We start from the raw sequence: 22,130 nt of genomic DNA on the forward strand, positions 1-22,130 counted from the left end.
CGATCTGCAATGTACGCTGCCGTATTTGCGGGCAGCAGTAATTTGACGGTAATGGTTTGTGAAGTTCAAAAGTGGAGAGGGGCAATTGTCCATGTAGGATGAATAATCAGCAAGGTGGGTAGGTATGGCGCCAAGAATCTTATTGGGGTTAGCTCTGGTGGCGGCGGTTACAGTTGGTGCGGTTATGCAGTCGCAGGCCTGCACCAGCCTCAGGGTGAAATCCACGGAAGGGCACGTTTTTTATGCCCGAACAATGGAGTTCTCCACATCTGACCAGCCTCAGGTTGCCGTGATGCCCAAGGGCACTGTCATGAGGGGCACATTGCCCGATGGCAGGCAGGAGGGCGCCACGTGGACGTCAAAATATGGCTTTGTCGGCATGCGTGATTACGGCCCGCCCCTGGTCAGCGATGGCATGAATGAAAAAGGCCTGGTAGTCGGCATGCTGTTCTTTTCCGGGTATGCCGGGTATCAGCCTTATGATCCCGCCTTTTCAACCAAGACCATTGCCAATTTTGAAGTGGCCAACTGGCTGCTTTCCAATTTTGCCACGGCAGATGAAGTGCGTGAAGGCCTCAAAAACATACGAGTTTGCGAAGCTCCCTCGATCGTGCCGATCAGTCTGCCCATGCATTACGTGGTGCACGACGCCGGGGGGAATTGCATTGTTATTGAATACATGGAAGGCCGCCTTAATGTTTATGACAACCCTCTGGGAGTCATGACCAATTCGCCGCCCTTTGACTGGATGGTCATCAACCTTTCCAACTACGTGAATCTCTCCGCCAACGGCGTTCCCAAACTTGATCTGAAAGGTTTCTCCATCTACCCCACGGGGCAGGGCTCCGGCATGCTGGGCTTGCCCGGTGATTACACTCCTCCCAGCCGATTTGTGCGCTTTGTGGCTCTGACGCAGACCGCCCTGCCTGTCAGCGGCCCCGATGCCGGCGTGAATCTGGCCATGACGCTTATTGATAACGCCGATATTCCCAAGGGGGCCGTGCGCCAGAAAACTCCCGAAGGTGACAAGTATGACATGACCATCTGGTCTGTGGTGGGCGACACCGAACGCCTGCGCTACTACTTCCGCACCTACTACAATAAAAACTGGTCGATGGTCGATGTGCTCAAGGCCCTGTCAAATGCCTCAGGGCCTAAAGTCATTCCCATAATGACCCAGCCCGATTACAAGGACGTGACAGATTCGGCCAAGCCAGCCCCGTAGCCACAAGCCGCCGTTGGTAGCGTACACAAAAGGGAAGCACTATGAATATGAAACAGCGTGCGGCCTCACTGGTTTTGTCTCTGTCAGTTTTGGTCTTTATGGTATGTGCGCCTGTCTGTGGTGCTCTGGCTGTCGAGCCTGCCCCGGCAGAGGCGGATGAAAGCGCTCAAAGCGACTTCAAGCTGGTGCTGATTCCATACGGCTGGCTTACGGGCTTTACCGGCACCCTGGGGGCCAGGGGACATGAAACCCACGTATCAAACAGCTTTGGGCAGTTGGAAAAGTACCTGAATTTTGCTGCCATGGCCCACATGGAAATGTACTACCGGGATAAGGTGGGCTTGATTGCCGAGGTCAATTATGCGCGCATGGGCGAGCAGACTTCGCGTAAGGGTGTTTCGCTTGACGGGCAGATGACGTCCACAATGTCTGACGTTGCTGCATTTTACCGCTTGGGCACCGTGCCGCTCAACGACAATGGCGGCAAGATAAGCTTCGATATTCTGGGTGGCGTGAGAATCTGGACTATGGAAATGGGCTTGAGCGCGGAATATCAGCAACTGGAAGCATCCAGCCGCATATACAGAAGCTGGGTAGACCCGATCGTGGGCGCGCGAACGACCATTCATCTGGATAAACACTGGTTCATGGATTTGCGTGGCGGGGTGGGCGGCTTTGGGGCTGCCTCAACCAACACGTGGGACGCCATGGGCGTAGTGGGCTATAATTTTTGGAAAAATGCCACCGCCATCCTGGGCTATCGCGCCGTTGGGCTGAACTATGAATCCGGCAGCGGCAGGGATAACTTCAAGGTCAACGCTGTTCAGCATGGCCCTGTTGTGGGGTTGGCGCTGACATTCTAGATAAAAGCTCTTTTGGCACAGCCTGAAGGGAAGGTAGCCGCCCCTGATCTTTTTTGCTGAAGATCAGGGGCGGCTTTTTGCATGGGGAACGAAGGGCTTGATCGTGACCCGTTAAGCGAAAAAAAATTCCAATTAATATGCTACAATATCAAAGTTTCATGCCAAGCAGAGAGGTCTTTTTCTGAGCATTTTGAGGACGAACTTGTAAAGATCCTCGTTTCTGTGATTAAAGCGGAATTCGTATTATTTCAAATGAAAGTAAAATGTGTGTTTTGCCAGCCCACTAAAGCGCACAAGGCGCATCTTGGCGAAGGCCCAGAAGTTTTCAATGCCATTAATATATGAGTGTTTATTGCAAATTCATTGTTTCCATGTTGCACTCTTGGCAGGTTCTTTGAAATTGTAGTATGAGTAGGGTATGGCACGCGTATTCCCGGAGTTTTGCACCATCCTTCAGTGCGTTTGAGGCGCAAGCGCAACAGAGGAATTGGGAAAGCTGACAGCGGCGGCACAACCTGCTACTGTGGCGTTGAGAAAAAACATGCGCAATCACTTGACCCGCCAACAACTCGAAGGCCTGACCCTGTGCTGGGAGCAGTGGGAGGCCGAGGCCGCAACACGCACGCAAAAAACCATGCGGGCGCGTCTGCATCTGATTTTTTTACTGATGCGCTACGGCGGCTTGCGGCTGGGCGAGGTACTGGGGCTGGAGCTTCGTTCATCCATAGACACCGTCACGGGCATGCTGCGTGTTTCTGGCTCCAATGCGCGCGAAATATTGCTGCCCGTAAGCGCCATGCGCAATATCCGGCGCATTCTTGGTCTGCCGCAGGCGGCGGAGCCTGATTTTTTACAGTTTGACCAGAGCTTTCTGCGCAAGAAATTTTATGCCGTGGGCAGCTTGATGGATCTGCCGTCTGCCTGCGTTGGGCCACGTGCCATACGTTATTCACGCGGGCTTGAGTTGCTGGAACTGCATGTGCCCATGCCGTTGGTGCTCAAATTCCTCGGGCAACAGGATGCTGACCAACTGCTGGCATTCCTGAACTTTTCTGACGGCGAAGCGCGTAAGCTGCTCACCTCGCAGGCCCAGGCAAATGGCACCTCTGCAAGTGCCTGCCACGGCGGCGAGGCCGATGATGGAACCAATCTTTTTTGGGGCATTGTTACCCGCATATTTACCGGCATGCGCAAGGTATATGTGGAGATAACCACTTTTTCTGATTTCAGGCTCGCGGTGGCCTGCACGCCGGAAGAAGCCGCCCTGCATGAAGTGCACGAAAATCAGGTGCTGAGCGTGAGGGTAGACCCGGAACGCATAGTCCTGAGCCCTGAAAACTCGTCCATGAGTCTTGCCAACTGCGTCAAGGGCGTGGTGGAAAGTCTGCACTCTGACATGGTGGAAACCTTTGTTTGCGTCGGTCTGTCAGACGGCACAACCCTTCGGGCAACTGTCGACACATGCACGCTGGACACCATGCATCTGCGTGACGGCAAAAAGGTGTACGCCCATTTTGCCTCCAGCGCTGTTCGGCTGGTGGCTGAGTAGTTTTTTCTGATATTGCTGCGGCCCGCATGAAGCTGGTTTGTTGCCTCCCTGTTTTGCGCCTCCTTTTGCAATCTTTTATGTCCCGTTTTTTCATGATAGCGTGATTAAAGTCGCGCTGAACTGAGTTGGTCTTTTAAGATTACCTCTTCAAAAGGAGTCTGATCCATGTTCCGTTTCCCCCGTTTTCTGCTTCTGGCTTGCGCTGCTGGCTACATGGCCTGCGCCGCGCCAGTTCTGGCCGCTGATACTCTCATGATGGCAACCACCACCAGTACGCAGGATTCCGGCCTGCTCGAATATCTGGAGCCTGTCTTCAAACAGGAAACCGGCATTGAGCTGAAATGGGTTGCCGTGGGCACAGGCAAGGCCCTTGAAATCGCCAAAAATTGTGATGCCGATGTGTTGCTGGTGCATGCGCCTTCGGCTGAGCTTGAATTTGTCAAGGCCGGGCATGGCGTGGACCGCCGTCAGGTCATGTACAATGACTTTGTGATCGTTGGCCCCGTGGCTGACCCCGCTGGCGTGAAAGGGCAGACCACTGCCGAGGCGCTCAAGCGTATTCTGGATACCAAATCGGGCTTTGTGAGCCGTGGCGATCAGTCCGGCACGCACAAGGCGGAGCAGAAGCTGTGGCAGCAGAGCAACATTGTGCCCGACAAGGATCCCAAATATTTTTCTGCCGGGCAGGGCATGATCTCTACCTTGAACATGGCTGCCGAAAAGCAGGCATACGCCCTCACCGACCGTGGAACCTGGATCACCTTTGCCGACAAGATGGGCGACAAAAACCCGCTGGCTATTGTGGTTGAGGGCGACAAGGCCCTTTTCAACCAGTACAGCGTCATCACGGTCAATCCGGCCCAGTGCCCCAAGGTCAAGACCGACCTTGCCAAGAAGTTTGAAGACTGGTGGGTTGCCCCGACCACACAGCAGAAGATCGCTGGGTACATGCTCAAGGGAAAACAGCTTTTCTTCCCCAATGCCAACAAGTAGCGCATCCCGGTAGCGCAGGCATGCAACACGCATTCGCCCGGGGCCGGTGGTGTGCCCCGGCTTCGGGCGAATGCTATTTTGACCAGAGCAGCGAGCGGCAGTAATGGATTATCTCCTCAGCGGATTCAGCAACGCGCTTTATCTGCTCACGCACATGGATGAGGCCACGCTTTCGGCTATTTACGCAACCATTGCGTCTACCTGCTACGCCATGGCGGCAGCTCTGCTGCTGGGGGTGCCGCTGGGTTTTCTGCTTGGCCATTGCTCTTTTCCCGGCAAAAGGGCGCTGCGGCTGGTTTCAGATACCTTGCTGGCCTTTCCCACCGTGTTGATCGGTCTGCTGGTCTATGCCTTCATTACCGCGCGCGGCCCCCTTGGCGAATATGGACTGTTGTTTACCCTGCCGGGCATGGCCATCGGCCAGGCGGTGCTGGCCTTGCCCATTGTAGTTTCATGGACAGCGCAGGCGCTTGAAGACCTCGATCCCCGCTGCCGCGAGACCCTGCTCACGCTTGGGGCCAACGGCAGGCAGCTTGCCATGTACGCACTGTGGGAGTGCCGTTACGCCGTGGGCATGGTCTGCGTTACGGCCTTTGGCCGCGTGATTACAGAAGTGGGCGTGGCCATGATGCTTGGGGGCAACATTCGTTACGCCACCCGCACCATGACAACGGCCATTGCCCTTGAAACCAGCAAGGGCGATTTTGCTCAGGGTATTGCCCTTGGCCTTGTGCTGTTGCTCATGGCCTTTGTGGTCAATCTGGCGCTTGCATTTTTCCGTCGCAGGGGGCGGGCATGAGCGGCAAGCTGTATGAAGCCCGCAACCTTGTACAGCGCTATAATGGGCGCGAAGCGCTCAATGTTCAGCACCTTGCTATTGAAGAAGGCGGGGCAGTATTCCTCACCGGCCCCAATGGTTGCGGCAAATCAACCTTGTTGCGGCTGCTGGCCTTTCTGGAGCACCCTGCTTCTGGCGAGCTGCGGTATGCTGGCGGGGCAGAGGGCCGCAAGGAGGCAACCCTGCTTTTGCAGGATCCCTATCTGCTGCACATGAGCGTTTTCAATAACGTGGTGCTTGGGTTGAAACTCCGCCACCAAGGGGCAGATCTGCGGCAGACATTTGACTGCTGCATGCAGGCCGCAGGTTTTGACGATCCCTGGAATTTTGCGGATCGCGGCCCGCACGAGCTTTCTGGCGGCGAACGCCAGCGGGTTGCCCTGGCATCGCGCCTGGCCCTGCGGCCAAGGGTGCTGCTGCTTGACGAGCCAACAGCCAATGTGGATGCCGCAAGCGCACGGGCCATTGCTCTGGCCGTAAGGAACAGCACGGCAGAAGGCATGACTGTTGTCTGCGCCACACACGATCCTGCCTTGCTGCGTGCCATTGATGCCCGTGAAATCAAGCTTGGCACCTCGTGGGACATGGACGCCTGCGCCTCACCATTATAGATACTGCCTGCATTATCCCGGTTTCCCCTTACAGCAAATTCTCCTTTTCCTCCTTCTTGCACAAAAACTCCCTTTTCCTCCCCTTCTTTTCCCCTAACAGGAGAAAAGCGAGACATTTTTTTTACCCGCTTGCACTTTTTTTTCTCGCAATGGTATCGAAGGATAAACACAAACGGGCGTAACTGCGCCTTGTTTAAGGAGGCTCCATGTTCCGTTTTTTGCGCGTCAATATGGCAACCAAGACCTGTGTTTTTGAAGAAATCCCTCAAGAATACGCTGGCCTTGGCGGCCGTGCGTTGACTTCTACCATCGTTGCGCGTGAGGTGCCGCCCACCTGTACGCCCATTGGCCCCCACAACAAGCTTGTTTTTGCTCCCGGCCTGCTGGGTGCCACCAACAGCCCCAACGCCAACCGTATTTCCGTGGGCTGCAAAAGCCCGCTGACCGAAGGCATCAAGGAATCCAACGCGGGCGGTCAGCCCGGCGGTCACCTGGCCCGTTTGGGCATTCTGGCTGTTATTGTGGAAGACATGGCCAAGGAAGGCGAGTGGTGGCAGCTTGAAGTGAGCAAGGACCACGCCAAGCTGATTCCCGCCGAAGTGGCCGGGATGAACAACTTTGATGCCGTGGCCAAGCTGGTGGAAAAGTACGGCAAGGATTGCAGCTACATCACCATTGGCCGTGCGGGTGAATTCAAGCTCACGGCGGCTTCCATTGCCTGCACCGACCGCGAACTGCGGCCCATGCGCCATGCCGGGCGCGGCGGCGTTGGCGCGGTAATGGGTTCCAAGGGGCTCAAGGCCATCATTGTGAATCCCGAAGGCGGCAAGAGCCAGCCTCTGGCTGATGAAAAGGCTTTTCGCGAGGCTTCCAAGCGCTTCGCCACGGCGCTTTCCGAACACCCCATCACCAGCAAGGGACTTGCCGAATACGGCACCGCCGTGCTCGTCAACATCCTGCACGAGGCGGGCGGCCTGCCCACCGCCAACTTTACTGTTGGACAGTTTGACAAGCATGAGGCTGTTTCGGGCGAACTTTTGAACCAGCTCACCAAGGAACGCGGCGGCGAGGGCAAGGTTGCCCACGGCTGCATGAGCGGCTGCATGATCCGTTGCAGCGGCATTTTGCCCGATAAAAAGGGCAAGTTCCAGAGCAAGTGGCCCGAATACGAAACCCTGTGGTGCTTTGGCCCCCATTCCGGCATCGGCGATCTTGATGCCATCTCAAAGTACGATTACATGTGCGACGACATCGGCGTGGACACCATTGATGTGGGCGTTGCCGTGGGCGTTGCCATGGCTGGCGGCGCCATTCCCTACGGGGATACCAAGGCTGTGCTTGATGTCATGAACGGCATCAGCGAAGGCTCTCCGCTTGGTCGTATTGTTGGTTGCGGCGCGGCCACCACGGGCCGGGTGTTTGGCGTGCGGCGCGTGCCTGCGGTCAAGGGCCAGAGCCTGCCCGCCTATGATCCCCGTGCAGTCAAGGGCCAGGGCGTCACCTACGCCACCTCGCCCATGGGCGCGGACCACACCGCCGGCTACGCGGTGACGGCCAACATCCTTAACTGCGGCGGTACGGTTGACCCCCTCAAGAAGGACGGGCAGATCGAGCTTTCGCGCAATCTCCAGGTGGCTACCGCCTCAGTGGATTCCGTGGGCCTGTGCCTGTTTACGGCTTTTGCCATTCTTGACGTGCCGGATGCCCTGCCCGCCATTGTGGACATGCTCAATGCCAAGTTTGGCTGGAAGCTCACCGGCGACGACGTTGTAACGTTGGGCCAGCGTATTCTTTCCACGGAAATCGACTTCAACCGCCGCGCGGGCATCACCCAGGCTGCGGACGTGCTGCCCGATTTCTTCACTGACGAAAAGCTGCCCCCGCACAACACCACTTTCGACATTACCCACGAGGAACTCAAGACGGTCTTCAACTGGATTGAGGAAAAGAAGTAGGGTTGCCCTTATTGGCCTCCGCTCCGGCTGGTTCGGAGCGGGGGCTAGAGATTTTGTTTTACGGCGGCGCCATGGCGTGCGCCCCGGCTGGCTTGACTGTTTTCGGACAGGGCGGGCATAACTGGACAAGACCTTATGAGGTCAAGGAGCGTCCATGAAACTGACCGTTAAGCTGAGCACCACCCTACGTGACTATGTGCCGGACTACGTGCCGGAAACAGGTTTGCAGGTGGAAATGCCGGAGGGCAGCACCGTGGCCCAGTTGGCGCAACATCTGGGATTGCCGCCGCAAGACATAAAAATTGTCATGGTCAACGGACGCCAGCAGAAGGTGAGTGATCTCATGCGCGACGGAGACCGTATTGCCTATTTTCCGGCTGTCGGAGGAGGCTAGGCCAGTTGACCATGACAATATCTGATCTGCACCAGTTCTTCAGCCCTTATATCCGGGCAAGATACCAGACAAAATCTGCTGGCAATACGCAGGAAACACTGTTCGTGAGCCTTGAGGGCTTGCGCCTTTGGGCCGCGTCCCAGGCTCTGACGCTACGCGCCGCCATGATTTACCTGTTGGGGCGGAGCATCTGGCCGGAGCGCTTTCGCCGGAATTTCGGGCTGGTCACAGCGGAAGAAATGACGCGGCTGCTGCAAAGCCGCGTGCTTGTGCTGGGCTGCGGCGGTCTGGGGGGGCACGTGGCCGAACTGCTGGCCCGCTCCGGCGTAGGCGGCATACGGCTTGTGGATAACGACGTGTTTGACGAAAGCAATCTCAACCGCCAGCGGTTCTGTACAGAGCGTGTGCTGGGGCAGCGCAAGGTCTGCGTTGTGCGCAATGCCCTGGCGGATATTGCCAGCCACGTGGAGACTGAAGCTCTTGGATTAGTGGCAGATGCGGGCAATCTGTCCGATCTTGTGGCTGGTATGGACGTGGCCCTGGATTGTCTGGACAACATCAGCGCCAAAACAGCCCTGGAAAGGGCAGCTCTTGCTGCTGGCGTGCCATTCATCCACGGTTCCGTACTGCGCGAAGAAGGCTTTTGCTACGCCAACTCAGGCCCGCAGGCGCGGCTTGAGGAGCTTTACCCGCAAGGGCAGAGCGACAACGAGCTTGAGCATGCACGGCGCGAAGGCGTTGGCGCGCTGGCCCCGGCTTCGGTTGCCTGCCTCATGGCCAAGCTGGCTCTGCAGGCCATTTTGAGCCGCAAAGCCAGCAGCGCCCTGTACCATCTCGACCTCTCGGTGCCGGAAATGGAGCGTTTTGATTGGGCGGGTAAGGCCTAACCGTTCATTCCACGCCCTGTTTCCCGGCGTATTCCCAGATAATCTGCCCGGTTTTTTCCGTGCCGTAACCGCCCATGCCTTCCACTGTCTGGCGGAAGGCCTTGCTGCGGATAACATCCAGCAGGGCCTGAACCGCATCCCCATCAAAAAAACGGCGGGGAATGACCAGATCATATTCTTCAACACCGATGGGCGTGAATGGCAGGCCCAACGCATTGGCCGCAGCACGCACGGCAAGGCCTGCATCCACCCGGCCAGAAAGCACTGCGGCAGCAACGTTCATGTGCGTATATTCCTCGTCGCGGTATCCGTTGATGCTTGTGTGCGCGATGCCAAGGCGACTCAGGCGGTAGTCGAGCAACACGCGGGTTCCGCTGCCGCGCTGGCGGTTGATGAAGCGCACCCCCGGCTTGGCGAGGTCTTCAATGCTGTTGATGCCAAGGGGGTTACCGGGCGCGGTCAGAATGCCCTGTTCCCTGTCCACCAGACGCAGCAACACAGTGGGTTCTTCCAGGTTATCTTCAATGGCCTTGCGGTTATATACGCCACTTGCCGGGTCGAGCAGATGACTGCCCGCCAGATGGCATTGCCCGCGCTTGAGCGCCATGATGCCGCCCAGCGAACCCACATGGGCCGAGGTGAGCCGGAACTGCGGATGCGCCTTGCGCAGCATGCTGTCCAGCAGGTCAAGCGTGTTGTCGTGACTGCCAATGGCAAGCAGTGCGCCCGCAAGGGCCGTGGCGGGGCGCAGCAGCTCGACAGTAACGGGTTCCCCTGCATTGCAGCCTTCGCTGTCGCGCGGAATGCGAATGATGCCGTCAGCCCGGCTGAGGCTGGTTATGGTGCCAGCGCCGCGCGGCAGGGGCACGGCAACAACCGTATCGCCTACGCAGCCCAGTTTGACCCGCAACCGTTCTTCCATACCGGGGCGCGAGGGCAGGGGATTGCAGGGTACCGCCGTGATCTTCTGCCGCTCGCTCATGGCCCGTTTTTGCCACAGGGCCAACAGGGGCAGAACAAATTCTTCCATGGATATGCCCGCAGAAACGGGATACCCAGGCACACCTACCACGGGCTTGCCGTTGACTACCGCCAGCACCGTGGGTTTGCCCGGCATGACTGAAATCCCGTGCGTCACCACTGTACCCATCTGCCCAAGCACATGGGCCGTAAAATCGTGGCTGCCAGCCGAAGACCCGGCGTTGAGAATAACCATGTCGGCAGTTGCAATGGCGCTGACAATGGCCGCGCGGATAGCCTCTGGGTCGTCAGGAACCACAGGCAGGGTGGCGGCTTCACCCCCGGCCTCCGTAATCATGGCCGAAAAAATCAGTGAATTGAATTCTGGCAGCACGCGGCCTGCGCGCAGATCTTCCTCCCGCGCATCCACCAGCGGCACAATTTCCGACCCGCTGGGGATGATGGAAACGCGGGGGCGGCGGAATACCGGTACTTCAAGCGCGCCGCCTGCCGCCAGCGCGCCAAGGTCGTAGGGACCAATGCACGTTCCAGGCGGCAGGATGATCTCTGTAGCCACCATGTCTTCACCCATTTTGCGCACGTGCTGCCAGGGAAAGGCGGCCTTTTCTATAACGGCCCACTGCGATTCGCCCTGAGAATCCTTTTCAGTCTCGGTATTGATATTCTCCATCATCACCACGGCGTTGCAGCCCAGCGGCAAGGGGTGCCCTGTGTTGATCCAGTGGGCCTGTTCGCCAATTTTGAGACGCAATGGGGTACGGGCCGAGGCGGTGAAGGTATCCTCCGCATGTACGGCGATGCCGTCCATTGCCGCGCCGTGAAAGGCCGGGGATGAACGCAGGGCCGCCACGGGCCTGCTGAGCACGCGGCGCAGGGCCTGCGCCAGAGGGATGCGTTCCTCGCCAAGGGCGAAGGCTTTGGCGTCAAGGCATGAAAACCAGTTGGCGCGGGCTTCTTCCGGGGGAAGCAGAGTCAGATATGTGTTGCGCTTCAAGATAATTCTCCCAGCAATAGTGCCAGACGCGGGCTGGTCTAGCGAAAAAGTTCCACCATAACGGTATCGCCCGCATCGTAGCCTTCGCGGTTTTCAGGGCAGACCATGAGGCCGTCTGCCGCAGCAATGCCAGAAATAAGGCCCGATGCGCCCATGATGGGTTCCGCCTCGTACAGCGGTTGCAGATTTTTATCTGACGGTGCCCGCGTGGGGGGCTGGCAGGGCAGGGGGCACAGTTTTACGCGCAGATAGTCGCGTCTGCCCTGTGCGGAAGCTACAGAACGTGCAAGCACAGCGGGAACCTGCGGCAGCTTTGCGGAACTGGCATGCCCTTGAAGGTGCTCCAGCAAGGGGGCAAGAAATACGCGGGCGCAGACAAGCGCGCTGGTGACGTGACCGGGCAGGCCCACAAGGCAGACTGTGCGCCCGTTGACTACGGCCCTAGCCAGAATAAAGGGTTTGCCGGGGCTGATGGCGACCCCGTGCACCAGCAACTGAGCCTGAGGCAGAGACTCAAAAATTTCCACGGTGTGGTCGCGCATGCCCGCTGAGGAACCGCCGGAAACCACCACCACGTCATGTGTTTCTGCAAGCTGGGTTACTGCTGCTTTGAGTTTGGCGGCGTCATCGTTGACAATCCCGGCTCTCACGGCCTGCGCGCCAGCCTCGCGGCAAAGGGCTGCAATGCTGTGGGCGTTGATGTCGCGGATTTTGCCCGGCGGCGGAGTCGCGGAACTGGGCACAACCTCGTCGCCCGTAGAGAGCACGGCAACCAGCGGTTTGCGGCGTACGTCCACATCCACCACGCCAAAAGCCGCCAGCAGGCCAATGTCCTGAGGGCGCAGGCGGTGCCCGGCTTGCAGCAGCAAAGCCCCAGCGGTTGCGTCATCATCGCGAAAAATAACATTGTCGCCCGGGGCCTGACTGCGGGTAATTTCAATGAGATTGCCGCCCGCCGGGCGGGAGTATTCAACCATCACCACGCAATCCGCGCCCTGCGGCAGCATGCCCCCGGTGAGAATGCGCGCGGTCTGTCCTTCTTCAAGATTGATGTCCGGCACCTCGCCCATGCGGCAGTCGGCCACGCATTCCACCAGAGCAGGGTTGCCCTCCTGCGCGCCAAAAACATCGCGGGCGCGGCAGGCGAAACCGTCAACGGTGGAGCGATCAAATCCGGGCAGGTCTTCTGTTGCCGAAAAGCATTGGGCAAGGCCGCGACCAAGGGCATCGTCCAACGGGACGCGCTCTTCACTCAAAAGGGGAAATGCCCGAATATGCTCAAGCACCGCTTCAACTGATTGCAAGGTCAAAAAAGGCTTCACCCGGCCCTCCGGTTCATGTGCGCGACGGTGTATAACTGTCTGGATATTGGCCCAAACCAGAGTAAAGGGCAATACGGACGGGTGAAATGAAATTGTCGGGTTGGGCACCCGCTGGTGTGAATGTAAAAAATAAGAAAAGCCTGATGCTTCTATCGTTCGGTGCGGAAGTCCGGGTACGGATTTGACTTGCCGCAATACCCCGTCACCTCAGAAACAAGAGCCGCTTCCCGGCGATCAGCATCCACTGGCCATTGGGTAACGCGATCTAAAAAAATACCGTCACGCACAAGACACGGTGCCTGGGGCTTGCTGGTAGATGCTCTGTCCCGCCCCAAAGTAGTTTTCGTAGATATGGGCGTATGTCTTCACCCGTTTGTCCTTTTTCAGGTCGGGCGTGTAGGCCATCGGCAGCTTGATGTAGAAGTCCCGGATGGTTCGTTCCACATCTGCCTTGGTCTGGGTCTTCAGCCGCCAGTCCAGCACCAGTTTTTCGGCTTTCAGCTTGGCGAGAAGATCCTTGGCAACCTTTTTGACCTCGCCTTTTTCTTTGTCGCTCAGTTCCGGCTCTGGCTGTGTCAGCAGGTCGAAAATGGCCAGTTCCTCCTCGGTGAGGTTCTCCCGGTGTGACCGTTGTTCCTCGTCCGTCAGGTTCTGGGCAAAATCCATCAGATCCTTGAAGAATGCCTCAAGGTTATGGCTGGAAGCATTGTAGCTGTCGATCAGCTTTTTGAACGTCTCCATGAAGTCGATCCGTCCCTTGTTCTCCCGAACCATCTTCTCCAGTTTTTTCTCGATCTGCCCCTTCAGTTTTTCGGTCTCGGTAGCTTTCTTACCCATCGCGAACTTTTGTTGGAGAGCGGCAAAATCGATCTGCGAGAGGTCGATCAGGGCTTCAGCCGCCGGGCGGTCCCCGATGCGGTATCCCTCGGTTGCAATGGAGTCATCCAGCAGAGCATCCAGGTCGCTCATCACCCCGGAGATGTCAGGGGTAGGACGCAGCGCCTTGATCATTGCCCCGAGGTAAGCCACCAGAACAGACATGGGGGCGTAAGCGTTGGCCTCGGCATCGGGAAGGATCGCCTTGAAGGTTCTGGCCACCTGACCAGCCAGGAGCAGGTATGCCTTGACCTTGTCTTCCCCGGCTTCAAGGATCACATCCATGGCTTTTTGCAGGGCTTCCAGGCGATTTTCCAGCGGGGTGCTTACAATCGCCATCAGGTCAATGCCCATACCCGCGCAGAAAGTTTCCGTTTTTTTCAGCAGCTCCTTCAGTTGTGCCACCAGAGCCGCCTTGTCCTTGATGGGCATCTGCCCCGGCTGATTGGGTTTGGCGTAGATGCGCAGGGCATCCTGAAGGTTACGGAAGATGCCCACATAATCGACGATCAAACCGGCACTCTTGCCCGGCGCCACGCGGTTGGCCCGAGCGATGGTCTGCATCAGGGAGTGGTTCCGCATCGGCTTGTCGAGGTACAGGGTCGAGCAGGTCGGCACATCAAAACCTGTAATCCACATGGCACAGACGAAGACCAGACGCAGGGAACTGTCGGGGTCTTTGAATTTTTCGTCCAGGTCCTCGCGCAGCATACGCTGCCGGTGCGGAACGATATCCAGCCCCTTGGCCTTGAGGTCTTCAACTTCGTTCTGGCCTTGCGACACAATCACGGCCATATCGGTGCTCTGCATGACCATGATTTTTTCGGCGAGCACTTCTCTGGCATCCCCGGCGGCTGTTTTCATCTGCTTTTGCAGATCAGCCATCTGTTGCTTCCAGAGGGCTTGCACCTTGTCGTACATCCGCACAGCCGTGGCCTTGTCGATGCAGATCATCATAGCCTTGCCACGATAGCCTCGACCGAGAAAATGCTTCACCAGATCGGCGGCGATGGTCTCCAGCCGCTCATTGCGGGTAATCAGGTGGTACTCGCGGGCAAATTCCCGCTCCAGCTTCTTTTCCTGAGCTTCGTCCAGTTCAGCCTTTTCAAGGAGATTTTCGATATCCCTGTTCAGGTTTTCGTTGGTGATCTGAAGTTCCGGCGTGCGGTTTTCGTAGTAGAGCGGCACCGTGGCCCCATCCTCGATGGATCGGGCAAAGTCATAGACCGAAACGTAGTCGCCGAATACTTCGCGGGTACGTTCTTCCTCCCCGGCAATCAGCGGTGTCCCGGTAAAGCCGAGAAAGGCGGCGTTGGGCAGGGCATTGCGCATGTTCAGCGCGAAGATGTCGTACTGGCTGCGGTGGGCTTCGTCCGTGATTACGATGATGTCGCTGCGGTCCGAAATCTGCGGGTAGGCCACGCCTTTGTCCGTGTGGAACTTCTGGATCAGGCTGAAGACGTAGCGGTGATCCTGCGACAGCAGCAGTTTCAGGTTGTCCCCGCTGCTGGCCTGTACTTCCGCCCCCGTGATTGCCCCGGTTGCCGTGAAGGTCTTGTAGATTTGATCGTCCAGTTCGGCGCGGTCAGTGACGATCACAAAGGTCCACTTGCCGGGCAGGGTGCGAAGAATCTTCTGGGTGAAGAACACCATGGAAAGGCTCTTTCCGCTCCCCTGCGTGTGCCAGAATACGCCGAGCTTTTTGGCGGCTTCCGCATCCCCGGCTTCCCGCAGCATGATCATCTGGGCAATGGCCTTGTTCACACCCAGGTACTGGTGGTTTTTGGCTACCTTTTTGATCAGGCCACCGCGCGCCAACTCGAACAGGGTGAAGTTCTCCACAATGTCAAGCAGTCGCCGCTTGTGGCAGAGCCCGCGAATGGCGGTCTCCAGACCAGTTGAACCCGCCTCGGTTTCATCATCAATCCGCCGCCATTCAAAAAAATGTTCCCAGGGGCTGGTCAGGGTGCCCACACGGGTTTGCGTGCCGTTGGACAGCAGAATGAATGCATTGGGATGGAAGAGCTGCGGGATGCTCTGCCCCTTGTAGTCCTTCAGGTTGTCGTCATAGGCGGACTTCAGGGGAACATGCGGGCCCTTCAGTTCGATGAAGATCAGGGGCATCCCGTTGACAAAGCCGAGCAGGTCGCAGCGGCGCTTGTACATCTCCCCAGACACCCACATCTGCTGGGCAAGGAAGAAGTCGTTGTTCTCTGGGTTGCTCCAGTCAATGACAGAAAGTTCAACCGTCTGCGGGTTGCCATCGTCGTCTGCAATCTCAACCTTCACCCGGTCCCGCAGCAGCTTGTAAAAAGCCTGATTGGCATTGACCGGAATCTGCGTGGAGCGATCCTCTGTCAGTTGCTCGATGGCCTGATCATAGGCAGTAGCCGGATAGCCGGGATTGATGCGCTCCAGCGTCTTGCGAAGACGAGGCACAAGGATGACCTCGGCGGCAGACGTGCGGCCTTCCGTGCCGTTCGGCCCGAAGGCCTCGTTGTAGAGGTTGGCCGTCTCCCAGCCAAGGGATGCAAAGCAGGTGATTGCGTGTAGCTCGACCAGGGGGAGTTCCCCGTAAGTGGCTAATACTTCCTTGGCTGTGAGAGTGTGAGTCATGCCGTGATGACCTCCTCGGGTTCGGGCAGGGAAGAAACGTCGAGTTCGCCGGAGATAAGCTTTGGGAGCAGGAGGTCGCGGGTGGCGCGGAGGTTGGCGTTTTTCCGGGAATAGTTCAGTACCGTCGCATTCATTGGCTGAACAAGGCTCTCGAAACGAGATAGTAGGTCAATACTTGGAAGAAGAACAGGATGAAGCTTGAGTTGCGGCCCATTCCAGCTTGGGAATGTCGATCCACCTGTTTGAGCCAAAAGTATGGGTAGCTGATGCATGAACATCTGATCCACAAAGCACTGCCAAGTGCTCTTGATCGCGCAGACGCCCCTACCCAGGCAATACACACCGTCACTCTTCACATATTTGCCTGTGGTTGAGCCTCTCACGCAAATAATAAAATCTCCGGCGGAGCAAAGCTTTGTCGGTGCAGTGGTCCATTTAACACACATAGTGAAGCGATCACCAAATTCCACCGGGCCGTTAATTAACGGAATCCCATCACCATTCGTGTTGTAGCTCTCTCCTTTTGGCGACAGGCCCATCGTGACCGTTGCGATATTCTGTAGAGGATGAACAGTCCATCCCTCCGGGATCATTCCCAGTTCCGACTCCACCATCTTTACCTGCTCATGTCCCGGAAAACGGAAGCGGACAAACCATTCCTCATAGATTCGCCGGGCCATTTCTTCAAGGATGGCGATCCGCCGCGTGTTGTTTTCGATCAGGTCGTCGTAGGCAGACAGGATGGAGGCGATGCGACGTTGGGTAGAGCGTTCTGGAAATCGGATTGGGATGTTACGAAGTATTGAAGTATTCAAGTTGGGCATTGTTGCGCCAATGGCTTGTTGGGCAATGAAGGCAATTACTCCCTGATCCCTCAGGTAGTAATGTAGCCATTTGGGATCGACTTGGCCTTTGCCCAGCGTAATGCGAAGGCATCCTGTCCCACAGAGCCAGCCTGATTCTCGATCACGAATAAGGGCTTGTCTTCCTATATCGCCTCTTCGTCCGTACACGATGTCGCCTGGCAGCAATCTATGCTGGATCAGGCGATCTACATGCTCTTGCCCAACTCGGGCAATCGATTTCTCGGAAACTTTGCCTTCGATGATGTCTTTGGGCATCACAACTGGGGTTCCGCTGTCAGAGTAATCGGATTCGTGCAATTGAGAGCCAAAAGGGCCAGTACGGACAATACCGCCACCTTGATCACATATTTTGCCAAGAGAGAGCTCCTGCATACTCATGGCGCTACACCATCAATCAATTTTGAGACGGCATCAGAAATAACCTCTTGAAGCTGTATTGCCTCGGTATTGAGAACTTCGAGCTCTTCAGTCAAAGTTCCCAAACGCTCTGCAAAGTCAAAGTCATCAGCCGTAAGATTTGCAACCCCAACATACCGCCCCGGATTCAGGCTCCATCCTTGGCCTTCAATGTCCGCCCGCGTCGCCACCTTGCACATACCAGCGATGTCCCGATAGGCCCCCTCCGGGAAATGCTGTTGGAGCATCTCCTGACTGCCTGCACCAGTTTGGACCGTCTCACCACGCCACAGCCGCACGATGTTGGAGAGAAATTCGATCTGCTCCGGCAGGAAGTCGCGGATTGCCCGGCTGACCTGCCGATAGATGCTCCGCGCATCAATGAACAGCACCTGATCCTTGCGCTCGCCCTTGGCTTTCGCCTTGTCGAAGAACCACAGGGTGCATGGCAGGGTCACGGTGTAGAAGAAGTTGGGACCGACCGAAACGATCACATCCACGCCGCCGCTCTGGATCAGCTTTTTGCGGATTTCCAGTTCCGCTCCCCGCGCATCCCCCGCCGAGTTCGCCATAACAAAGCCAGCGCGGCCCGTTTTGTTCAGGGCGGTGTAGAAGTGCTGAATCCAGAGGTAGTTGGCGTTGTCCGTGGTCGGGATGCCAAAGGGGAACCTTGGGTCATCCTTCACGCGCTCTTTATCGACACCCGAGACGTTGAAGGGCGGGTTCGCCATCACAAAGTCGAACTTGCCAAGCGCCTTGTGCGGGTCTTCGTAGTAGGTGTTGGCTTCCCGGATGTCCCCAGAGATGCCATGCACCGCAAGGTTCATTTTGGCGAGTTTCACCGTGTCGTTGGCCTTTTCGGTGCCAAAGACGGTGAGTTCTTCGCTGGCGCGCTTGTTGCGGCGCTGTACGAAGGCGGCACTCTGAACAAACATACCCCCGGAACCGCAGGCCGGATCAAAAATTTTGCCGTGGAAGGGTTCAATGATCTCGACGATCAGTTTGACGATGCTGGTGGGCGTGTAGAATACGCCGCCCTTTTGCCCTTCAGCCATTGCGAACTTGCCGAGGAAGTATTCGTAAATTGTCCCGAAGGCGTCACCTTCGATTTCCCCGAGGCTGTCCATCAGGCGCAACAACTCGATCAGAACGGTATTGGGGAGCTTGGCGTAGGAGCGGGGCAGCACGCCCTTCAGTTCTTCGTTCTCCAGCTCCACAGCCGCCATGGCTTCATTAACGGCTTTGCCAACGTCTTGCCCTTCTGCCAATGCCAGCAGGTAGGAGAAGCGGGCATTGTCAGACAGGTAAAGCGCTCCCTCCGCCTGATAGTCGAATTTCTCGATCTCGGAAGCGTCCAGCCCCTTCTCGACCAATGCGGCTTCAGCTTCCAGAAATTTTTTTTCCGCGTAGCGCAAAAAGATCAACCCAAGCACTGGATTGGAAAATTCGGCGGGCTTCAGCCCGGTGTTGGCCCACAACTGGTCGGCAGCAGCCCAGAGGCGGGATTCAATTTGATTGAAGTCGATAGTCATTTGATGGTCTGCAAATTTGTAAAAGTGGTTAGATGCGTCAATAGGTTACCAAGGAGCCTAGCAGTGAGGAGGGGGGCGGGGCAAGCCAATCAGTTGATAAAATTGACCCCAAACTGGCGAGGGCGTGGCGTGGTATGCCTGAATTGGTATGGCGCGATATTCGCCAGCACCGACAATAGACGACATGCGGCTACAGTTTGGCGCTTCACATATTACCCCTTCATACTCCTCCATAACCTGAAATAGCGGGATAAAACACATAGAAACAGAAAAAGCCCTCGCGGCTATTAGCTGCAAGGGCTTACTTTCTTTTGGCTCCCCGAGACGGACTTGAACCGCCAACCTAGTGATTAACAGTCCATCAGTAAATAGTTACCAGGACTTACTAAAGTTTACTGAACAGGCTGACAATACAGGCTAATTTGCAATTATTTGCTTACCACTTTATACTAAGTTATACCGTTACTTCTGCTGTGATAGCGGGATAAGGGCGGGATAAGCAGGAGGCGTCTATGGCAGTTGCTTGGCATAAAACAAATTTCCTCGGAGTGCGCTATCGGGAACATGCAACACGCAAGCATGGTGTTCGTCTCGATCGCTGTTTCTCCATTCGATACAAGTTGAATGGCAAGGACAAAGAGGAGGTCGCGGGGTGGGCCTCTGAAAAGATGACTGCTGAAAAAGCGTTCGGTTTGCTATCTGAATTGCGCGAAGCCATTCGCACTGGAAGGGGGCCGCAGACCTTGGCAGAAATGAAAATTTCCAATGAAGCAAAAATAATGCAAGAGAGGGAATCTGCGCATGCAGCTTCCTTGGCTGCAACAACCTTTTTGGAGTTTTGGGATGCGGAATATTTACCGTATGCCGAGGCAACCAAAAAAAGCATGAGCATACACAGCGAAAAGCATCTCTTTAAAAATTGGATTCGTCCAATATTGGGCGAGATCCCTTTGCAGCGGGTTACAAGTGCACTGGTGGAGAAGATAGCCATGAACATGCAACAGATGGGTAAAAGTGCCGCTAGTATCCGCTATGCGTTAGCTGTTGTTTCTCAAGTATGGAACTATGCTTCGGTGCGCGGTTTTGTTCAAGGGGATAGTCCCACTCGCCGAATTAAGAAACCCAAAGTGGATAACCGGCGTGTTCGATTCCTGACGCGAGAGGAAGCTCGTATGCTACTTGATGGCTTAAAGTCGCGTTCTCAAGATGTGCACGACACTGCGTTGCTGTCTCTGTTCGCTGGATTAAGGGCAGGGGAAATTCATGCTTTGACATGGGGCGATGTGGATTTTGAACACGGAAATTTGTACATCCGTGACCCTAAAAATACTAATAGTCGCCATGCTTATATGACACAAGAAGTCCGAGAAATGCTATGCAGTAGAAATAAAGGTCAACATAAAACAGCTCTTGTATTTCCTTCTGTGACGGGTAAGCGAAGAGTACAAGTATCAGATTCTTTTCAGAATGCGGTGCGTGAATTAGGCTTGAATGATACTGGAGAGGTTGACGCTGAAGGCAAAGCCATTGAGATAGATGATGCCCGGCAGCGTGTGGTATTTCATACGCTTAGGCATACATTTGCATCTTGGCTTGCCCAAGCAGGCACACCCATGTTTACGTTGGCACAGCTTATGGGGCATCGCGATATGAAGATGACGCAGCGTTATAGTCATCTTACTCCCGACAATATGCAAGCAGCCACGTTAGTGCTGCAGGGTGTGCTGGGATAACGTATAGCGCAAAAATGACTGGGATAAGAAATGGCACAGGTTATTTTTTTGCTTGGAGCGAAATCTCAACGGAGGATGTCACACCTTTAATATGATTTATTTGAATGCCTGGTTAAAGGGTTGGGCATTAAGTCGTAAAATACATTTTCACAGATTTTAAAAATAAGTGGGTATTTAAGGGGGGGAGGGCAATGAACACTGATGATGTTATTTATTGCTATGATGATAGTTGCATAAATCATACAAATATATTGCCAGGATGGGATACTGAACGCTTGAATGATATATATATGTTTGTGACTACATCTGATGTAAAATTAAAAAAAATTGGAATGGGTGTTATTCCAGATGATATTCCCCAGATATACCCATCAAAAAATTATTTTGAAATAGAAGAACGTTGGAATGCTGCCACAACATGCATTGATTCAAGATTTTTTTGCAAATTTAGATTCTCAAAGAATGGAATACCATTTAGAAATTTTGATGCTATGGAAAAATGGCAATCTTGGCTCCAGTACGAAACGTGGACGACAGAATTAACATGTAAACTGTTGTGGTATGGCCCATGGCATCCCATTGATAGTAGTATGTATGAATCTAAGAAATCACACTGTATTGATGAATTTTCATTGGTTAATTCAATTGTCAAAAAAAATAATAGCCCATATTCTATCATGAATACGATAGTAAATAAGTATAACGGCCCTGGGCTGACTTTTCCAGTTCCACTTGATATGGTAAAAATTTCAAATTGTTTCCCTGAAATTATAAAAAGTGATCGTTGTAATGTCACTATGAATATATTAAATTTTCAGAGTAATAAATTTGAAATAGAGAGTGTTAATATAAATAATAGCATTAATTTGAATGCTGATATTATTAGAAGGTTTGATGAGCGCCGTTGTGGAGATACTGCAACCATTCATGAAAAATGGGAGCGGGGGATCTGTGGTGCTCATGGTCAAGATCAAACAAGGCTTTGTTGCTACTATGTATGCTACGGTAAGGATCTTTCACAAAAAATGAGAGAAAAGTATCTTAAAGAAAAGTATGGCATTGAATATTCATATAAAACGATAGAAAGGGCTGCTAAAAAAGCTATAGAGGATGAGTTGTATAGTAAATATGGACTTGATCGGCTTCATGAATAAGGAAATTGTTAATTTAAGTATTTATACTGCAGTTATTCAACACTAATATTTTTTTGAGTTATATTTTTGCTTAAACTTCAATTTTTTTATTATGAGTGAGTCACTAACGGCCACGCTCTCAGACAGTTTCCACCAGCAGAATGTATAACTGGCAAGAATAAACGTCCTTTAGGTGATCGGCTAAGCGGTATGCGACTACTGCTTATAATTGAAGCGACGCCAACCTCCAAGTACCTCGAGGGCCTAGCGGCCTGTCTCCAGTTTTTGCAAATAAGGTCTTCCCATTTCAACCAATCTCTGCAGCATCGCTATAAACGTTGTCAATCCAACTATTTTGGTTCTTCG

General features: G+C 54.8%; 16 protein-coding genes and 1 pseudogene. 11 read left to right on the forward strand and 6 right to left on the reverse strand.

The features are described 5' to 3' along the window. The first annotated feature begins 124 nt into the window (after window positions 1–124). Window positions 125–1,225, forward strand: coding sequence for a linear amide C-N hydrolase (locus tag ACUZ79_RS15300; RefSeq protein ID WP_449252110.1), 1,101 nt, complete (start codon window positions 125–127; stop codon window positions 1,223–1,225). A 41-nt stretch (window positions 1,226–1,266) separates the two neighbouring features. Beyond that, window positions 1,267–2,088 carry a hypothetical protein gene (locus tag ACUZ79_RS15305; RefSeq protein ID WP_240825761.1) on the forward strand — a complete coding sequence of 274 codons (822 nt, stop codon included), beginning with the start codon at window positions 1,267–1,269 and terminating at the stop codon, window positions 2,086–2,088. 156 nt (window positions 2,089–2,244) lie between these two features. Here the strand turns inward: ACUZ79_RS15305 and ACUZ79_RS15310 are convergent. Next, window positions 2,245–2,471: pseudogene (locus ACUZ79_RS15310) on the reverse strand (IS1595 family transposase); the annotation flags it as partial. A gap of 158 nt (window positions 2,472–2,629) precedes the next feature. On the opposite strand from ACUZ79_RS15310, the gene ACUZ79_RS15315 reads away from it, so the two are divergent. From ACUZ79_RS15315 to ACUZ79_RS15345, 7 genes are all read left to right on the forward strand, one after another. Beyond that, window positions 2,630–3,637, forward strand: a complete 1,008-nt coding sequence (locus tag ACUZ79_RS15315) for a TOBE domain-containing protein (RefSeq protein ID WP_449252111.1) — start codon at window positions 2,630–2,632, stop codon at window positions 3,635–3,637. Between the two features lie 165 nt (window positions 3,638–3,802). Continuing rightward, window positions 3,803–4,630 (forward strand): substrate-binding domain-containing protein, encoded by an 828-nt coding sequence (locus ACUZ79_RS15320; protein ID WP_240825757.1) that lies wholly within the window; start codon window positions 3,803–3,805, stop codon window positions 4,628–4,630. 103 nt (window positions 4,631–4,733) lie between these two features. Then, on the forward strand, window positions 4,734–5,429 hold the full coding sequence (locus ACUZ79_RS15325) for an ABC transporter permease (protein ID WP_449252112.1): 696 nt from the start codon (window positions 4,734–4,736) through the stop codon (window positions 5,427–5,429). Then, on the forward strand, window positions 5,426–6,079 hold the full coding sequence (locus ACUZ79_RS15330) for an ABC transporter ATP-binding protein (RefSeq protein WP_449252113.1): 654 nt from the start codon (window positions 5,426–5,428) through the stop codon (window positions 6,077–6,079). The genes ACUZ79_RS15325 and ACUZ79_RS15330 overlap by 4 nt, the downstream gene beginning before the upstream one ends. A 206-nt stretch (window positions 6,080–6,285) precedes the next feature. Next, window positions 6,286–8,034: an aldehyde ferredoxin oxidoreductase C-terminal domain-containing protein gene (locus ACUZ79_RS15335; protein WP_240825753.1), complete on the forward strand. Its 1,749-nt coding sequence runs from the start codon at window positions 6,286–6,288 to the stop codon at window positions 8,032–8,034. A gap of 154 nt (window positions 8,035–8,188) precedes the next feature. Then, window positions 8,189–8,428, forward strand: coding sequence for a MoaD/ThiS family protein (locus ACUZ79_RS15340; protein ID WP_022657955.1), 240 nt, complete (start codon window positions 8,189–8,191; stop codon window positions 8,426–8,428). An 11-nt stretch (window positions 8,429–8,439) separates the two neighbouring features. Then, a complete protein-coding gene (locus tag ACUZ79_RS15345; protein ID WP_449252114.1) occupies window positions 8,440–9,315 on the forward strand; it encodes a HesA/MoeB/ThiF family protein in 876 nt (291 codons plus the stop codon). A 4-nt stretch (window positions 9,316–9,319) separates the two neighbouring features. Here ACUZ79_RS15345 and ACUZ79_RS15350 read toward each other — a convergent pair whose 3' ends face one another. From ACUZ79_RS15350 to ACUZ79_RS15370, 5 genes are all read right to left on the reverse strand, one after another. Beyond that, entirely contained in the window at window positions 9,320–11,290 is a 1,971-nt protein-coding gene (locus ACUZ79_RS15350; RefSeq protein WP_449252115.1) for a molybdopterin biosynthesis protein, read from the reverse strand. A 38-nt stretch (window positions 11,291–11,328) separates the two neighbouring features. Then, window positions 11,329–12,612 (reverse strand): molybdopterin molybdotransferase MoeA, encoded by a 1,284-nt coding sequence (locus ACUZ79_RS15355; protein WP_449252116.1) that lies wholly within the window; start codon window positions 12,610–12,612, stop codon window positions 11,329–11,331. A gap of 279 nt (window positions 12,613–12,891) precedes the next feature. Next, the gene (locus tag ACUZ79_RS15360) at window positions 12,892–16,104 is read right to left on the reverse strand and encodes a type I restriction endonuclease subunit R (protein ID WP_449252117.1); all 3,213 of its coding nucleotides are present in this window, start codon (window positions 16,102–16,104) and stop codon (window positions 12,892–12,894) included. Then, a complete protein-coding gene (locus tag ACUZ79_RS15365; RefSeq protein WP_449252118.1) occupies window positions 16,101–17,348 on the reverse strand; it encodes a restriction endonuclease subunit S in 1,248 nt (415 codons plus the stop codon). The genes ACUZ79_RS15360 and ACUZ79_RS15365 overlap by 4 nt, the downstream gene beginning before the upstream one ends. Further along, window positions 17,345–18,898, reverse strand: a complete 1,554-nt coding sequence (locus ACUZ79_RS15370) for a type I restriction-modification system subunit M (RefSeq protein WP_449252119.1) — start codon at window positions 18,896–18,898, stop codon at window positions 17,345–17,347. Before ACUZ79_RS15370 ends, ACUZ79_RS15365 begins: the two co-directional genes overlap by 4 nt. A 512-nt stretch (window positions 18,899–19,410) precedes the next feature. Between ACUZ79_RS15370 and ACUZ79_RS15375 the strand changes: the two genes are divergently transcribed. Further along, the gene (locus ACUZ79_RS15375) at window positions 19,411–20,631 is read left to right on the forward strand and encodes a tyrosine-type recombinase/integrase (protein WP_297148120.1); all 1,221 of its coding nucleotides are present in this window, start codon (window positions 19,411–19,413) and stop codon (window positions 20,629–20,631) included. 191 nt (window positions 20,632–20,822) lie between these two features. Continuing rightward, entirely contained in the window at window positions 20,823–21,785 is a 963-nt protein-coding gene (locus ACUZ79_RS15380) for a hypothetical protein (RefSeq protein ID WP_449252120.1), read from the forward strand. Window positions 21,786–22,130: the final 345 nt, after the last annotated feature.

This window comes from Desulfovibrio faecalis, from assembly GCF_053570625.1.

Coding starts and splice junctions, on each gene's coding strand:
- ACUZ79_RS15335 (WP_240825753.1), top strand. CDS start 6,286: ATGTTCCGTTTTTTGCGCGTCAATATGGCAACCAAGACCTGTGTTTTT.
- ACUZ79_RS15380 (WP_449252120.1), top strand. CDS start 20,823: ATGAACACTGATGATGTTATTTATTGCTATGATGATAGTTGCATAAAT.
- ACUZ79_RS15315 (WP_449252111.1), top strand. CDS start 2,630: ATGCGCAATCACTTGACCCGCCAACAACTCGAAGGCCTGACCCTGTGC.
- ACUZ79_RS15330 (WP_449252113.1), top strand. CDS start 5,426: ATGAGCGGCAAGCTGTATGAAGCCCGCAACCTTGTACAGCGCTATAAT.
- ACUZ79_RS15340 (WP_022657955.1), top strand. CDS start 8,189: ATGAAACTGACCGTTAAGCTGAGCACCACCCTACGTGACTATGTGCCG.
- ACUZ79_RS15365 (WP_449252118.1), bottom strand. CDS start 17,348: ATGAGTATGCAGGAGCTCTCTCTTGGCAAAATATGTGATCAAGGTGGC.
- ACUZ79_RS15375 (WP_297148120.1), top strand. CDS start 19,411: ATGGCAGTTGCTTGGCATAAAACAAATTTCCTCGGAGTGCGCTATCGG.
- ACUZ79_RS15305 (WP_240825761.1), top strand. CDS start 1,267: ATGAATATGAAACAGCGTGCGGCCTCACTGGTTTTGTCTCTGTCAGTT.
- ACUZ79_RS15320 (WP_240825757.1), top strand. CDS start 3,803: ATGTTCCGTTTCCCCCGTTTTCTGCTTCTGGCTTGCGCTGCTGGCTAC.
- ACUZ79_RS15360 (WP_449252117.1), bottom strand. CDS start 16,104: ATGACTCACACTCTCACAGCCAAGGAAGTATTAGCCACTTACGGGGAA.
- ACUZ79_RS15370 (WP_449252119.1), bottom strand. CDS start 18,898: ATGACTATCGACTTCAATCAAATTGAATCCCGCCTCTGGGCTGCTGCC.
- ACUZ79_RS15345 (WP_449252114.1), top strand. CDS start 8,440: ATGACAATATCTGATCTGCACCAGTTCTTCAGCCCTTATATCCGGGCA.
- ACUZ79_RS15325 (WP_449252112.1), top strand. CDS start 4,734: ATGGATTATCTCCTCAGCGGATTCAGCAACGCGCTTTATCTGCTCACG.
- ACUZ79_RS15300 (WP_449252110.1), top strand. CDS start 125: ATGGCGCCAAGAATCTTATTGGGGTTAGCTCTGGTGGCGGCGGTTACA.